Origin of the sequence: Actinoplanes sp. NPDC049118, from assembly GCF_040648555.1 — a bacterium.
In the GTDB taxonomy this organism is placed as follows: domain Bacteria; phylum Actinomycetota; class Actinomycetes; order Mycobacteriales; family Micromonosporaceae; genus Actinoplanes.
Genome location: NZ_JBEZDY010000027.1, coordinates 68,286 through 84,905, shown reverse-complemented (window position 1 = coordinate 84,905; position 16,620 = coordinate 68,286). Strand labels below are relative to the sequence as shown.

7 protein-coding genes are annotated in these 16,620 nt (G+C 70.3%); 5 read left to right on the top strand and 2 right to left on the bottom strand.

Annotated features, from left to right (window positions below):
• Positions 1–3: 3 nt before the first annotated feature.
• On the bottom strand, positions 4–498 hold the full coding sequence (locus tag AB0B58_RS33415) for an NUDIX domain-containing protein (protein ID WP_360232006.1): 495 nt from the start codon (positions 496–498) through the stop codon (positions 4–6).
• A 19-nt stretch (positions 499–517) separates the two neighbouring features.
• Positions 518–1,303 carry a sulfite exporter TauE/SafE family protein gene (locus AB0B58_RS33410; protein ID WP_360232003.1) on the bottom strand — a complete coding sequence of 262 codons (786 nt, stop codon included), beginning with the start codon at positions 1,301–1,303 and terminating at the stop codon, positions 518–520.
• Positions 1,304–1,424: 121 nt separating this feature from the next.
• On the opposite strand from AB0B58_RS33410, the gene AB0B58_RS33405 reads away from it, so the two are divergent.
• From AB0B58_RS33405 to AB0B58_RS33385, 5 genes are all read left to right on the top strand, one after another.
• A complete protein-coding gene (locus AB0B58_RS33405) occupies positions 1,425–4,031 on the top strand; it encodes an MGH1-like glycoside hydrolase domain-containing protein (RefSeq protein WP_360232000.1) in 2,607 nt (868 codons plus the stop codon).
• Between the two features lie 10 nt (positions 4,032–4,041).
• A complete protein-coding gene (locus AB0B58_RS33400) occupies positions 4,042–4,875 on the top strand; it encodes an LLM class F420-dependent oxidoreductase (RefSeq protein ID WP_360231997.1) in 834 nt (277 codons plus the stop codon).
• 201 nt (positions 4,876–5,076) lie between these two features.
• Positions 5,077–9,354: a LamG-like jellyroll fold domain-containing protein gene (locus tag AB0B58_RS33395; protein ID WP_360232125.1), complete on the top strand. Its 4,278-nt coding sequence runs from the start codon at positions 5,077–5,079 to the stop codon at positions 9,352–9,354.
• 15 nt (positions 9,355–9,369) lie between these two features.
• Positions 9,370–16,002: a polymorphic toxin-type HINT domain-containing protein gene (locus AB0B58_RS33390; RefSeq protein WP_360231994.1), complete on the top strand. Its 6,633-nt coding sequence runs from the start codon at positions 9,370–9,372 to the stop codon at positions 16,000–16,002.
• Positions 15,999–16,550, top strand: coding sequence for a suppressor of fused domain protein (locus AB0B58_RS33385; protein ID WP_360231991.1), 552 nt, complete (start codon positions 15,999–16,001; stop codon positions 16,548–16,550). Before AB0B58_RS33390 ends, AB0B58_RS33385 begins: the two co-directional genes overlap by 4 nt.
• Positions 16,551–16,620 lie beyond the last annotated feature (70 nt).

Sequence of the window (16,620 nt, the reverse complement as noted above, 5' to 3'; positions counted from 1 at the left end):
GGCTCAGATGCCGGCGATCTCGCCTTCGCCGGGCTGTGCGAACCAGGCCGGGGCGTCCTCCTCCAGCGAGGTGCGGATCCGGACCAAGGCGAACGGGTTCAGCTCCGGCAGGGCGTCGGGCGCGAACCAGCCCACCGCGATCGACTCGGAGTCGTTGACCCGGGCCTCGCCGCCGACCGCGCGGCAGCGGAACCAGGTGTTGACCATGTGGCAGTGATCGCCGTTCGGGTAGACCACCTGGTGCAGGGCGACGCCCGCCACGCGTTCGATCTTCACCTCGACGCCGGTCTCCTCGAGCACCTCGCGCACCAGCGCGTCCGCGGGCTGCTCGCCGGGGTCCATCATGCCGGCGATGACCGACCACTGCTGGTTGTCGCTGCGCTGGCCGAGCAGGATCTCGCCGCGGTCGTTGAGCACGATCGCGCTGACGGTCGGAAACATGATCACGCCCTGGCCGAACTTGGCACGCAGGTTCTTCACATAGTCAGATGCAGACACGCCGCGACCCTAACGAACCTCAGCCCGCCCGCAGCACGGCCTGGCCGGCGTAGAGCACGGCCAGCGCGATGGCCAGCCCGCCGAGCACCAGCCGCAGCGCGCGCTCGGGCAGCCGGGGCTGCAGGTGGGCACCCAGGTAGCCGCCGATGAGCCCGCCGACCCCGCACAGGATCCCGACGCCCCAGTCCGGCGCGATGTCCCCGCGCCCGGTCAGCGCGAGCACCGCGAACGCCGCCGCCCCGGCGACGGACGTGACGAAGGTCGACGCCAGCGCCGCCGGCGCGACCACCGCCATCGGCATGCCGCGGCCGACCAGGACGGGACCGATGATGGAACCGCCGCCGATGCCGTAGATGCCGCCGACCACCCCGACGCCCAGCGCCAGGCCGGCGATACCCCGGCGCGACACCGGGTCGGCACGGGGCTCCGGCGCGGGCGGGCGCAGGCAGAGCCACAGGCCGAGGGGCAGCAGCAGGAGGCTGACGATCAGCCGGAACACGTCTGGACCGGGCACGACGAAGACCCGTACGACCGCGCCGACGACCACGCCCGGCAGGGTGCCCACCAGCAGCAGCCGGGTCAGCGGGCTGGCGAGGCTGCCGCGCCGGCGGTACCGCAGCAGCGCGCCCGGGCCGGACACCACGTTGAACAGCAGATTCGTGGGCGTCACCGCCGGATTCGGCACCGCGAGCACGCTCAGCTGGACGGGGAGCAGGAACACCGCCCCGGAGACGCCCACCGGGGTGGTCACGACCGAGATGACCAGTCCGGCCGCGATGCTCAGCAGGGCCTCGGTCCATGTCACCGTGGAACCCTCGCACAGGTCCCCGGTGACCCCCGGCCCCGGGACCTCGTCCGTTAGTGTTCGTAACACCTGTCAGTAACAATGCGAGTGTTCCGGGCGGACGAGGGAGGTGGGCGACGGCGTGGCGGAGCGCGAGCGCCTGGCCCAGGCCGACTCCGGGGAGCAGCCTTGGCGTGCCTGGGGCCCCTACCTCGCCGAGCGGGCGTGGGGCACGGTCCGGGAGGACTACAGCGAGCACGGCACCGCCTGGGACTACTTCCCGCACGACCACGCGCGCTCGCGGGCGTACCGGTGGAACGACGACGGCATGGCCGGGGTCTGCGACGACCGGCAGACGTTCTGCTTCGCACTGGCCCTCTGGAACGGCCGGGATCCGATCCTCAAGGAGCGGATGTTCGGCCTCGGCGGCGACGGCGGCAACCACGGCGAGGACGCCAAGGACTACTGGTGGTACCAGGACTCGACGCCGACCCACTCGTGGATGAGCTGGCGCTACCACTATCCGCAGGCACCCTTCCCATACGACGAGCTGGTCCGGGTCAACGGTCACCGGTCGCGGGAGGAACCCGAGTTCGAGCTGATCGACACCGGCGTCTTCGACGAGGACCGGTTCTGGGCCGTCACCGTCGACTACGCCAAGGCCGGCGTCGACGACATGTGCATCGTCGTGACCGTCTCCAACCGCGGCCCCGACGCGGCGACGCTGCACGTGCTGCCGTCGCTGTGGTTCCGCAACACCTGGTCGTGGGGTCTGCCGAACCGGCAGGTCCCGGTCATCGAGGGCGGCGCCGGACGGCTCGCCGGGCAGCACCGCAGCCTCGGCCACATCACGCTCGAGGGCGAGGGCGGCCCACCCGCGCTGATGTGCGACAACGAGACCAACGCGCAGCGCCTCTGGGGCCTGCCGGGCACGAGCACGTACCCGAAGGACGGCATCAACGACCACCTCGTGGCCGGCGCGCCGACCGTCAACCCGGCCGGCGTCGGCACCAAGGGCGCGCTGCACTACGAGCTGACGCTGGGCCCGGGTGAGACCCGCGAGATCCGGCTGCGGCTCGCCCGGTCCGACGAGGCGACCGGCCCGCTCGACCTCGGCGACGGTTTCGCCGCCGTGGTCCGCGACCGGCGGGACGAGGCCGACGCCTACTTCGCCGAGCTGATCCCCGCCGCCGCGTCCGCCGAGGAGGCGGCCGTCGTCCGGCAGGGCATCGCCGGGCTGATGTGGGGCAAGCAGTTCTACCACTTCGACGTCAAGCAGTGGCTGAGCGGCGACCCCGGCTCCGCGCCTCCGCCGCCGGGCCGGCGCTACGGGCGCAACAACGCCTGGTGGCACATGAACAGCTTCGACGTCATCTCGATGCCGGACCCCTGGGAGTACCCCTGGTACGCGGCGTGGGACCTGGCGTTCCACTGTGTCTCGATCGCCCGCGTCGACCCCGGCTTCGCCAAGTCGCAGCTGCTGCTGTTGCTGCGCGAGTGGTACATGCACCCCAACGGGCAGATCCCCGCGTACGAGTGGTCGTTCGGCGACGTGAACCCGCCGGTGCACGCCTGGGCCGCGCTGCGGGTCTTCGAGATCGACGGCGGCCGCGACCACGACTTCCTCGCCCGGATCATGCACAAGCTGCTGCTGAACTTCACCTGGTGGGTCAACCGCAAGGACGTCGGCGGCAACAACGTCTTCGAGGGCGGCTTCCTCGGCCTGGACAACGTCGGCCCGTTCGACCGCTCCGCGGCGCTGCCCGTCGCCGGCGTGCTGGAGCAGTCCGATGGCACCGGCTGGATGGCCATGTACGCCCTCAACCTGCTCGACATGTCGATCCGCCTCGCGCTGCACGACCGCACCTACGAGGACATGGCCACGAAGTTCTTCGAGCACTTCGCGTACATCGCCGAGGCGGCGTACCGGCAGGGGCTCTGGGACGACGAGGACTGCTTCTTCTACGACGTGCTGCGGCTGCCCGACGGGCACCGGATGCCGCTCAAGGCCCGTTCCATCGTCGGGCTGCTGCCGCTGGCCGCCACCACCAGGCTCAGCGCCGGCACCCTCAACCGGCTGCCCGGGCTGGGCGCGCGGCTGCGCTGGCTGCTCTCCAACCGGTCCGAGTACGCCGACGTGATCAGCGCCCGGCGGCTCTCGCCCGACGGCCGCCAGCAGCGGCTGCTCTCCATGGTGGGCCAGGACCAGCTGCTGCGGATCCTGGCCCGGATGCTCGACCCGGAGGAGTTCCTCTCCCCGTACGGACTCAGAACGCTGTCGCGCTCGCACCGCGAGAAGCCGTTCACGGTGTCGCTCGGAGGCTCCGAGTTCACGGTCGGCTACGAGCCGGCGGAGAGCACGAGCGGGCTGTTCGGCGGCAACTCGAACTGGCGCGGTCCGGTCTGGATGCCGGTCAACTACCTGCTCATCGAGGCGCTGCGCGAGTTCGCGGCGTTCTACGGCCCCGACCTCATGGTGGAGTATCCGACCGGTTCGCAGACGAAGATGCCGCTGAGCGCGGTCGCCGACGACCTGTCCCGGCGGCTGATCTCGCTGTTCGTGCCGGACTCGTGGGGCCGCCGGCCGATCTACGGCGCCTCCGAGGTCTTCCAGAACCATCCGGACTGGAAGGACCTGATCGCGTTTCCCGAGTACTTCCACGGCGACAACGGCGCGGGCCTGGGCGCCTGGCACCAGACCGGCTGGACGGCGCTGGTGGTGGACCTGATTCTGACCCTGCATCGATAGGATCGCCCACATGGAGTTCGGTGTCGGTTACTTCCCCACCCATGACGGCATCGGTCCCGGTGCGCTCGCCCGGCAGGTCGAGGAGCGCGGACAGGACGCCCTCTTCTTCCCCGAGCACACCCACATCCCGGCCAGCCGCGAGACACCCTACGGTGACGGCAGCCGCGAACTGCCCAGCAAGTACTGGCACTGCTACGACCTGTTCGTCGCGCTGACCGCGGCGGCGACCGCGACCAGCCGGCTGCGGATCGGCAGCGGCGTGTGCCTGGTCGTCGAGCGCGACCCGATCATCACCGCCAACGAGGTCGCCAGCGTCGACCACCTCTCCGGCGGCCGTTTCGAGTTCGGCGTCGGCGCCGGCTGGAACCGCGAGGAGATGGCCAACCACGGCACCGACCCGCGTACCCGGATGGCCCTGCTCGGCGAGCGGGTGCAGGCGATGCAGGCGATCTGGACGCAGGAAGAGGCGTCCTACTCGGGGGAGTTCGTGAACTTCGACCGGATCTGGTCGTGGCCCAAGCCGGTAGGAAACCCGTGGCCGCCCGTGCTTGTCGGCGGCGGCGGCCCCACGGTGCTGGACCGCGTGCTGGCCTGGGGCGACGGCTGGCTCCCACAGTGGTTCGACCAGGACCTGTTCACCCGGATCGCCGAGCTGGAGGCCCGCGCGGACCGGCCCATCCAGGTGCAGGTGATGAGCGTGCCGGCGCAGCCGAAGGCACTTGAGCAGCTGGCGAACGCGGGCGTGCGGCGCGCCTTCTACTGGCTGCCCTCCGGGCCGTGGGACGTGGTCGAGCCCAGGCTGGAGAAGTGGGAGAAGGCGATCGCCGAACTGACCGGCCGCTGAGCGCTCGGGCTCGGTGACGGTCGCGTCACTTTGACGCTCGTCACTATTGACGAAGATCGGATTAAGCCCCTAGTTTCTGTGCCACGCGCTTGCCTGACGGGGGCAGAGCAGCGTCGATCCCCTGGGCTCGTTCGCACGCTCGATGAACCCTGCTTCGGAGACAAGTCTCAGCACGGTTCACGGGGGAGATTCATCGTGTCGATGGCGCATGCCCGGATTGCGCTCGGCTCCACAATGGCGGTTCTCGCCACCTTCCTGTCCGCGGTCGGCCTGCCCGGTGCGGCCCAGGCGGCGGCTTGCCCCTCGGGCGTGGCCGCGGATCAGGCGCCGGCGGCCGAGAGCGAGGCGTCCGCGCAGCGGCTCGCCGCCCTCTGCGGCAAGCCGGTCGAGGTCCTCGCCGAGGCGGACGAGACGACGAAGGTGCTGGCGCAGCCGTCCGGCAACTTCACCCTCGAGTCCTACCTCGAGCCGCAGCGGGTCGAGCGCGGCTCGCGCTGGATCGACCTCGACACGGACCTCGAACGGGGCGCCGACGGCCGATACCGGCCGCGGGCCGCGGCGGACGTGTCCTTCTCCGCGGGCGGCACCGGCCCCCTCGCGACCTACCGCGAGGGTGGCACCGACTTCACCCTGACCTGGCCCGCCGCCCTGCCGGCCGGCGTGGTCGGCGGCGACTCGGTCACCTACCCGGACGTCTACCCCGGCGCCGACCTGGTGGTGCGGGCCGTGGCCGGCGGCTTCTCGCACGTCCTGGTGGTGCGTACCGCCGAGGCGGCCGCGAACCCGGAGGTCCGCGAGACCTCCTACGCGATCGGCGGCTCCGCCGCCGTGACCGAGGCGAACGACGAGATCGTCATCAAGGGCCCGGCCGGCGTGGTGGCCGGCGCGTCCCGCGCGACGGCCTGGGACTCCGCCCGCACGGTCCGCGTGCCCTCGTCGCCGGCCCTGCGCAAGCAGTACGACGGCGCGGTCAGGTCGGCGGCGGCGGACCCGTCGACGGCGGCGGCCCCGGGCGGGCTGGCCCGGCGGTCGGGCCTCGACGTGCGCGTTGCCGACCGCCGGCTCACCGTGCGGGTCGCCGACGACCTGCTGTCCGGGCAGGCCACCTTCCCGGTCTATATCGACCCGACGTACTCGAAGTACTACCAGAAGTGGATCCCGGTCTCGAAGTCCAGCCCGGGCTCGAAGTGGGTGTCCGGCAACAGCTGGCCGCGCGACGTGATCCGGATCGGGTCCAACTTCGACAACTACTCCGACGTGTGGCGCGCGCACATGCAGTTCGACATCAGCACGCTCCGCGGCAAGCGGCTGATCAAGACGCCGAGCGTCGACGCCTACCTGCTGCACAGCGCCTGGTGCGCCGGTGAGCCGCTGGCGCTCTGGCAGACCAACGCCATCGACGGCAACACCCCGACCTGGAACGGGATGAACGGCAAGTGGCTGCACGGCGCCGCGCTGCAGACCAAGACGGTCAAGGTGAACAGCGCGTGCGGCGGCGGCCAGAAGCCGGCCTGGGTGAAGTTCAACGCCTCCGGGGTCAAGACCCACGTGCAGCGGCACGCGGACGCCGACTACACCACGATCACGTTCGGTCTGCGGGTGCCGAGCGAGAGCGGCGGGCACTGGATCAAGGCGGAGCGCGGCAAGGTCAAGCTGACCGCCGAGTACCAGTCGAAGCCGACCACGCCCAAGGCGGTGCGCACGGCGCCGGGCGGCGCCTGCGCGGCCTCACCCGGGCCCTGGATCAACGACAGCACGCCGGCGCTGTACGGCACGGCGATCGATGCCGACAACTCCGTGAAGATCGTCTTCGATCTGAACGGACCGACGAACCCGGGCGAGAAGACGTCCGCCGCGACGGGCTCCGGCAAGGAGGGGAACTGGACTTCGCCGGTCCTGGCCGACGGCAGCTACAGCTGGCGGGTGTACGGCACGGACGGCACCGACAAGACCGGCTGGAGCTCCACCTGCTACTTCCGGCAGGACCACACGGCGCCGACCCTGCCGGTGATCACCCGGACCTCGGGCGCGCCGGAGCTGAACAAGCCGGTCACGCTCAGCTTCTCGTCGACCGATGCCCTCTCCGGCATGAAGCGCTTCGAGTACGGCATCGGCGTCGACGTCAAGGAGACCCCGCTCGACGCCCCGTCCGGCAAGGCGACCATGACGTTCACGCCGGAGAGCGGCCGCACGCAGATCTACGTCTGGGCCCGGGACAACGCCGGCAACTACTCCAGCCGCGCGATCTACAACGTCTTCACCGGGCGGGTCACGCCGATCCAGCCGATGGCGGTCTGGCGGATGACCTACGACCTGCGCGACGACTCGGGCACCACCGACGATTCCGGCAGCCTCGACCTCGCGGCCGACCAGAAGGACCTGCGCTGGACCGCGACGGCCGCGCCGACCTACACGAGCGACAACGTGGGCCGCGGCGGCGCTGCCCTCGAACTCACGGGCGGCGCCTGCGCGACGACGATCCCGGTCGTGCGCAGCGACGCGGAGTTCACCGCGGCGGCCTGGGTGAAGCTGACCAACAAGTCCGCCAACCGGACCGTGCTGGCGATCGCCGGCACCAACGCCGCGGCCTGGACGCTCGGCTACGACTCGGCCTCCGACCGGTGGGAGACCGCGATCACCAACGCCGACGCGACGTCGGTGACCCGCACCATCGCCCGCGGCACCACCTCGCCGACGCTCAACGCCTGGCAGCACCTGGCGGCCAGCGTCGACCCGGCCGGCAAGGTGCTCCGCCTGTACCTGGGCGGCAAGATCGTGGCCGAGACGGCGATCGCGGCCCTGCCATGGCGCGGCGCCGCCCGTACGCTGGTCGGCTGCGGCGGCACCGCCACCGCGACCAACAATCCGATGATCGGCGCCGTCGACCAGGTGGCGGTCTGGAGCGGCCTGCTGACCGAGTCGCAGGTCGGGGCCGCCGCCAACGAGTTGCCGGCCGGCATCTCCGGCGCCTGGCAGCTGCGGCAGAGCGGCGCCGACTTCGCCGAGCACGGCTACGACCTGACCGTCCCGGAGCCCGTGGTGCCGGAGCCGACCCCCGAGCCGACGCCGGAGCCGACCGAGGAGCCGGAGCCCACCGGGGAGCCGACGCCGGAGCCGACCGAGTCCGGCGACCCGACCGAGCCGGAGCCCACCGGCGACCCCGAGGTGCCCGAGGAGACCGAGGAACCGACGGAGGATCCGAAGCCGGAGCCCACCCCGACCACGCCGCCGGCGCCGATGGAGTGGACCGACGACCAGTACGCCCGGCCCGACTCGGCCTGGTACGTCAGCGGTGACCGGTGCGCGACCAGCCCGCGTTCCGTGGTGCGCAGCAACGAGTCGTTCTCCCTCGCGGTCTGGGCCCGGCTCGACGACACCAGCGCGATGAACCAGACGATCATCGGGGCCGACGGCACCCGGGTCAGCGGCTGGTTCCTCGGCGCCCGGGTCAACGGGCAGGGCGTTCCGTTCTGGTCGCTGATGATGAAGGCGTCCGACAGCGAGACGGCCGCCTCGGAGTGGGCCTACTCCACCACCGACGCCTTCGCGGCGACCGTCGGCAAGTGGACCCACCTGGTCGGCGTCTACAACGCCACGGCCAAGACCATGACCCTGTACGTCAACGGGGCGAAGGCCACGACGGTGGCGCGGTCCGGCGCAAACTGGAGCGCGCCCGGCCCGCTCACCGTCGGCTGCGCCAAGTACGCCGGCGCGCACAGCGACTACTTCCGCGGCGCGCTCACCGACGTGCGGGTCTGGCGTGGTGCGCTCACCGAGGCCGAGGCGATCGCCGTCAAGGGCTCCAACCCGCCGGTGAGGCTCGAGGGCATGTGGCCGCTGGAGGGTCCGCGCGCCGAGGAACCGACAAACCTCGAGGACCGCTCCGGCAACGCCCGGCACCTCTCCGTCGCCGGCGAGTACGGCTGGGAGCAGGACCGGTTCGCCAGCCGGCAGGGCGCGCTCGGCCTGGCGCTGGCCGCCGGCTCCTGCGCGGAGGCCGCCGGCCCGGCGGTCCGCACCGACGGCTCGTTCTCGGTCGCCGCGTGGGTCGCGCTTGACGAACTGAGCGGCACCCGCACCGTGGTGTCGCAGTCCGGCGGCGTCCGGCAGGGCTTCCGGATCGAGTACTTCGGCGAGGCCAACCGCCTGCGGGTGGTGATGCCGAAGAGCGACGCCGACGGCGCACCGCTGGTCGAGGTCCGCTCGCTGGAGGCGCCGGCGGCCGGCACCTGGACGCACGTCGCCGCGGTCTACGACCTGCCGGCCAAGAAGCTGCGCTTCTACGTCGACGGCGAGCCGCAGGGCGACGGGGTGAGCGTGTCGTCCGCGCCGTGGCACGCCGCCGGCCCGCTGACCGTCGGCTGCACCGGGTCCACCGACGGCCGCCGCTCCAACTACCTCGGCGGCGTCGTGGACGACGTCCGGGTCTGGAGCTCCACGGTCGACCCCGACCTCTTCGGCACCTTCGCCCACGCCTGATTCCCGGAGACATCGATGACACAGAAACAGGCATGGTTCTCACCGGGCCGCCGCAGGTTCGCCCTGGGCGCCGCGGCCCTCATGGTCACCGGTCTCCTCACCTACCACTGGGTGGCGCCGGAGTTCATCGGCGAGCGGGACGTGGAGTCCGTCGCCGCCAAGGACTTCGGCACGGTACGGGTGACGCCGGTACCGCTGCCGGCTGACGGGGGCACGTGGACCGGGCCCGCCAAGGGCCGGTGGCCGGCCGCCGGTTCCACCGAGATCGCACTCACGGGTTCCGCCGGCCGGGCGGTGTCGGCCAAGGCCGGCTCGATCCCGGTGACGGTCAAGGCGGTTCCGGGCAAGAAGGCCCCGGACCGGGTACGGGTGTCCACGCTGCCCGAGGAGCAGTCCACCAAGCTGGGCGTCAGCGGCCCGGTCATCGCGGTGGAGGTCGACAAGTCGGGCGACCTCGAGACCACCGTCGACTACGGCGACTTCGCCGATCTGTACGGCGGCGGCTGGGCGGGCCGGCTGAACCTGGCCCAGCTGCCGTCCTGCGCGGCCACCACGCCGGAGCGGCCGGAGTGCCAGGAGGCGACGCCGCTGCGTGCCGCGAAGGGCGGTCAAAGGCTCGCTGCCGGGCTGACCGTTTCGAGCGCCGCGCCGACGGTGATGACCCTCGCGGCGGACACCGAGTCGGGCGAGGGCGACTACAAGGCCAGCGACCTGCAGGCGTCCGGCTCGTGGACGGCCGGCGACGGTTCCGGCGGGTTCAGCTACACCAATGCGATCAAGCTGCCGCCGGCGCCGGGCCCGACGCCGGAGGTCGCGCTCAGCTATTCGTCGCAGATGGTCGACGGCCGGATGGCCGGCAACAACAACCAGGCGTCCTGGGCCGGCGACGGCTGGGACTACTCGCCGGGCCTGATCGAGCGCAGCTACGTCGGCTGCGCCGACGACCTGGACAAGGCCGACGACAAGGACCCGAACAACAAGGAGAAGAAGACCGCCGACCAGTGCTGGAAGGACAAGTCGCCGAATATCACGGTCTCTCTCGGCGGCAGCAACGCCACGCTGATCAAGGACGACGCCACCGGCGCCTGGCGGGCGGCGCAGGACGCCAACTGGAAGGTCGAGCACGAGGGTGCGGTCGCGGACAAGGACTCCGCCACCACCGAGCGCTGGGTGATCACGACTCCGGACGGCACGCGGCACTTCTTCGCCGGCGAGGTCGCCACGTCGGTCTCGCGGCTGACCGTGCCGGTCTTCGGTAACCACGCGGGTGAGTACTGCCACGCCACCGCGTTCAAGGACTCCTCCTGTCAGCAGGCCTGGCGCTGGCTGCTCGACAAGGAGATCGACGTCAACGGCAACATGACCCGGTACTACTACAGGAAGGAGACCGGGCACTACGGCGCCGCCGGCGACAAGGCCAACCGGGTCTCCTTCGACCGGGGCGGCAACCTCGAGCGCATCGAGTACGGCCTGAACACCGCCTACCCGGATGTCGCGGCGACGGCGCGGGTGGTCTTCAGCACCGCCAACCGCTGCTTCGCCGATGAGTGCTACAAGGACGACAAACCGGTCAAGGCGAACTGGCCGGACGTGCCGTGGGACAAGGAGTGCACCGCCGAGCCGTGCACCGACAAGTTGGCGCCGGTCTTCTTCTCGATCAAGCGGCTCACCAAGATCACCACGGAGATCCGCAGCGGTAGCTCCTTCAACCCGGTCGAGTCCTGGACCCTGGACCAGGAGTTCAAGGCCCCGAAGGCGGCGCAGTCCGCATCGCTCTGGCTCAAGTCGATCACCCACGCCGGCCACGTCGGCGGCACCATCACCGACCCGCCGGTCTCCTTCACCGGCGTCGAGCTGGCCAACCAGGTCAACGCGATCGCCGGCGCGGCACTGTTCTCCCGCTGGCGAATCGACAACATCCGTACCGAGTCCGGTGCCGACATCCACGTCACCTACTCCGACCCGGACTGCGACGCCGGCGATCTGCCGGACGTCACCACCAACAGCCGGCTCTGCTACCCGGTCTACTGGACCCCAGACGGCTACTTCGAGCCGACCCGGGACTGGTTCCGTAAGTACGTCGTCCGGGAAGTCACACACAGCGACCGGACGGCAGACCAGCCACCGATCACCACCCGGTACGAATACTCCACTGACGGTGGCGGCACCAACGTCCTGTGGGGCTGGGACGACGGCGAATTCCTCAAGAAGAAGCATCGGACGTACGGCCAGTGGCGCGGGTACTCCCAGGTCACCGCCCGAATCGGGCAGAGCGACACGGGTCGGGTGCTGGCCACCCGCAAGCGCTTCTACCGCGGTCTCGACGACCAGCCGCTGCCGGCCGACAAGACCCGCAGCGTCCAGGTCACCGACTCGGCCGGTAGGACTTACACCGATCACCCGGCGCTGGCCGGCTCGCTGCTGGAGGAGGCGAAGCTCGACGGCACCGCCGTGGCCGAGGCGCAGTCCACTGCTTACTGGGTCAAGCAGACCGCGGTCCGGGCCCGCACCGGCGGCAGCGACAAGTCCTACCGAATCGCGCCGTCGACGCAGAAGAGCCGCAGACTCATGGCCCCGGGCGTCTGGCAGCAGACCGAGACGCGGACCGAGTACAGCGATGAAGGCCAGGCCGAGTCGATCTCGGAGCTGGGCGACACGGACAAGGCCGGGGACGAGACCTGTACCCGCCTCACCTATGTCAACAACGACGACCCGTGGCTGCGCGGGCGGGTCTCCCGGGAGGAGAAGGTCGCCAAGGCCTGCACTGCAGCGGTGTCCCGGCCGGCGGACCTGATCTCGGACGTCAAGACTTACTACGACAAGTCCGAAACGCACGGCTCGGCGCCGACCAAGGGCCAGGTGACCCGGGTTGACACGCTGAACACCTGGACGAGCGGCGCCCCGGTCTACACGACGACCGGACGCACCGGCTATGACGGGCTCGGCCGGGAGAACAGCAAGACCGACGAACTCGGCAAGGTCACGACGACCACCTACACGCCGGCCGGGCCGGGCCCGGTCACCCAGACCAGGACGCTCAACCCGCTCAAGCACGAGGTGATCACCGACCAGGACCCGGCCTGGGCCGAGCCCACGTCGATCCTGGACGCCAACAAGAAGCGCACCGATCTCGCGCACGACGCGATGGGCCGGCTCGCCAAGGTCTGGCTGCCCGGTCGGGCCAAGGCCACGGCCACGCCGAGCATGGAGTTCGACTACAAGATCCGCAACGACGGCCCGCTCGCGGTGACCACCAGGCGGCTCGGCCCGAACGGGAACTACCTCACCGAGGTCGGCCTGTTCGACTCCCTCTACCGGTCGATCCAGACTCAGGAGGTCGCCCAGAAGACCAAGGAAGGCAAGGACGCCCGACTGGTCAGCACGACCGGCTACAACGACCGCGGCCAGGTCGAGTTCAAGTCGGACGAGAACTACGGCGAGGGCAGACCGAGCATCGAGCGGGCCAGGATCGAGCCCGGCGAGGACCGTAGCCGGACGGTCTCCACCTACGACCGGCTCGGCCGGGTCGTCGAGGAGGCGCTCTGGTCGAACAACACCAGGAAGTGGAGCACCTTCACCGCGTACGGCGGCAACCCGGCGGGCTGGCAGACCGCGGTCACCCCGCCGGCCGGTGGCACCCCCAGCGCGACCATCGAGAACGCCGCCGGCGACGTCGTCGAGAAACGGGAGTTCCACGGCTCGCGGCCCGAGGGCGACTTTGACGCGACGAAGTACACCTACTCGCCGCGCGGTGACCTGGCCACGGTCGCCAAGGGCGCCTTCACCTGGGAGTACGAGTACGACCTGCGCGGGCGTGAGGTCAAGACGACCGACCCGGACAAGGGCATCACGACCGTCGAGTACAACAACGCGGACGACGTCACCAAGTCGACCGACGCCAAGGGCGACGTGGTCTCGACGACCTACGACGACCTCGGGCGGCAGAAGGAACGCCTCTTCAACGGCGTCAAGGCGGCCGCCTGGACCTACGACACCGTGGCGAAGGGCCACCCGACGAAGTCGACGTCGATCGTCAACGGGTTCTCCTTCAGCAAGGAGATCTTCGAGTACAACGACGCATACCAGGTCGTCGACGAGGAATCGGTCATCCCGGCTATGCCCGGCCTGACCGCGCTCGCCGGGACCTACGTCACGACGAACACGTACACGGTCAACGGCCTGCCGTTCCGCTCCAGCCTGCCCAAGGTCGGGCCGATGGAGAAGGAAGGCATCACCCGCACCTACGACGACCTCGGCAACGTCGTCAAGCTCGCCGGCACCTCGTCGCCCTCCGGCACGACCCGCACCTACGTCGACCGGACCACCTACTCGCCGTACGGCGAGGTGCTGAACCGCTGGCTCGGCACACCCGTCGGCGACAAGCCGCAGGCGTACCAGAACTACGTCTACGACGACGTGACCCGCAGGCTGTCGGAGTTCTACTTCGACCGGGACGGCACGGTGCCCAACGTCGCCGCGCTCAAGTACGAGTACGACGACGCCGGCAACGTGCTGTCGATGGCCAACCGGCCGGTCGACGCGGACAACAACCCTCGCCCCGGCGAGGCTGACGTGCAGTGCTTCGACTATGACCACCTGCGGCGGCTCACCCAGGCCTGGTCGCAGGCGTCCACCGGTTGCGAAACCCCGGCGGCCGGCGGCAAGGCTCCGTACTGGAAGTCGTGGACCTTCGACCAGCACGGTTCGCGGGACACGACAACCGACCACGTGACCGGCAAGACGTCGGACTACGGCTACGACGCCACCACGCACGCCCTGCGCACGGTCACCACCGGTGACCAGGTCGAGCACTACGACTGGGACGAGCGCGGCAACCTCGAATACCGCAAGATCGGTGACCGGTCCGAGACGTTCACCTGGAGCCCGCACGGCAAGCTGACCAAGATCAGTGGCCCCGAGGGCGACACCACCATGGTGTACGACGTCGACGGCAACCGGATCGCGCGGGTCGACCCGGGCGGCGCGGCCACCGTGTTCGTCTACGGCCACGAGTACACGACGACGCCCACCCAGGGAACCGGCGCGACGCGGTACTACGAGCACGCCGGTGACACCATCGCCTCGCGGACCGACACCACCACCCGCAAGGGCGACATCATCTGGCTCGGGTCGGACCAGCAGGACTCGGCGACCTGGGCGGTCAACTCGGCCACCCGCGCCGCGACGATCAGATACAACGACCCGTACGGGAACGCCCGCGACGCCTCCGCCGCGGTGCAGTGGCCGGCCGGTCAGCGCGGCTTCGTCGGCGGCGTGGCCGACCCGACCGGGTTGACCATGCTCGGTGCCCGGTTCTACGACCCGAGAACAGGGTCGTTCATCTCCGTCGACCCGGAGGTTGACGAGTACGACCCGCAACGCCTGCATCCGTACGCGTACGCCAACAACAACCCGACAACGTTCTCCGACCCGGACGGGCTGTTCTGGGGCGCGATCAAGAACGGTTTCCAGAAGGCCGCGAGCGCCGTCGCCAGCGGGGTGACCAGCGCGGCCAAGGCCGTGGTGAACAACGCGGGGACGATCGCCTCGGTGGCCGGTACGGTCGCGATGGTCGCGACGTTCCTGCCGCCGCCGGCGCAGATCGTCGCGGCGGCGGCGGGCGCGGTCGCCGCGGTCGCCGGTGCCATCGACACCGCCAAGAGCTGCGCGGGCGGCGACAAGCTGGGCTGTGCCACCGGCATCGCCGGCATGATTCCGGGCGTTCGGCAGGCCAAGACGGCGGCGCGCGGTGCCGGCGGACTCAAGGGCCTGCTCAAGCGGGCCGGCAAGGGGTGCAACAGCTTCCCGCCCGGCACGAAGGTGCTGATGGCCGACGGCAGCTCCAAGAACATCGAGGACGTCGAACTCGATGACGAGGTGCGGGCCACCGACCCGAAGACCGGGGAGGACGGCGCCCGGCCGGTCACCGCGCTCATCACCGGTCACGGCGACAAGCACCTGGTCAAGGTGAGCGTCGACGTCGACGGCGACGGTACTGCGGACGATTCGCTGACGGCCACCGACGGCCACCCGTTCTGGGTGGAGAGCGAGCGGCAGTGGCTCACCGCCGCCGAGCTGAAGACGGACATGGCCCTGCTGACGCCGGACGGCGCCCGGGTGACCGTCATCGCGGTCGTCGCCTGGGATGCCGTGGCCACGGTGCACAACCTCACCGTCGACGACATCCATACCTATTACGTCACCGTCGGTGACGCCAAGGTACTCGTACACAACGTCGGCGACGACGAGTGCCCGGTCGATCCCGACGGTTATCGCGCCGCATGGAATGAGAGCAACCCGCAAGGCGCGGCTGAAAAATACAAGCGCCGCAAGCAGTTCTCGAACATGAAGGGCAAGGACCGGAAGGAAGCGCTCAAGGACAACCCGGTCTGTGTCTACTGCGGGCGGGCCAAGTCGGAGCAGGCCGACCATATCTTCCCGGTGAAGCTCTACCACTACGCCCGAGGCTGGTGGCGCACCAAGAAAGACCGTTCCGCCGAGATCAACCAGCGGGGCAACCTCACCGGCGCCTGCCAACCGTGCAACGGCAGCAAGGGCGGCAGACGCCTGGGTATGGGGCCAGGCATGTGGTGGCCACCGGGCTGGGGGCGCGGCGTATGGTGGCCCTTCGGAGGTGGTCCCAGGTGAGCCGAGACGTCGCGAAGTACTACCAATCGTTGTGGGGAAAGCCTTCGCGGGTGCTGGACTACCGCGGTTCCGGTGCCCGCCTCCAGGTGCACACCTGGGGAATCGCCGATACCGACATGGGCGTCGCGCTCTATGCGACCGTCGGTGCCAGCGAGGGCAAGGCGGCCGGTGACCACCGGGTGGAATTCATCCTCGGCCTCGACCCGCCGCAGGACGGGGTGATCTCCTCGTTGGCCAGCCTCGGAGCCTTCCCGATCCTGGCCGGCGAGATCGACAAGGGCGAAACGGTCACGCTCGGTGAGCCGCTGTGGCCGGGCTCCGAGATGCGGGCCTTCCTGATGGTGCCGGAGGTGGAGGACTTCATTCCGCCGCTGGTGACTCGGAGGAAGCATGTGCAGTTTCTGCGCGCGTTGCCGGTCTACGACTCGGAGATCGACCTGAAGAACAAGCACGGAGCCGGCTGGCTGATGGATCAGCTGTTCGACCAGGACCTCGGCATCGCGGATCCGGAGCGACGGCCGGTCACCGAGGCCACCCAGGTGCAGTAGGCCCGAGCTGAGCCGACGGGAGCACCTCGATCGAGGCGCTCCCGTCGGTTTGTCAAAGCGTGCGACCGCG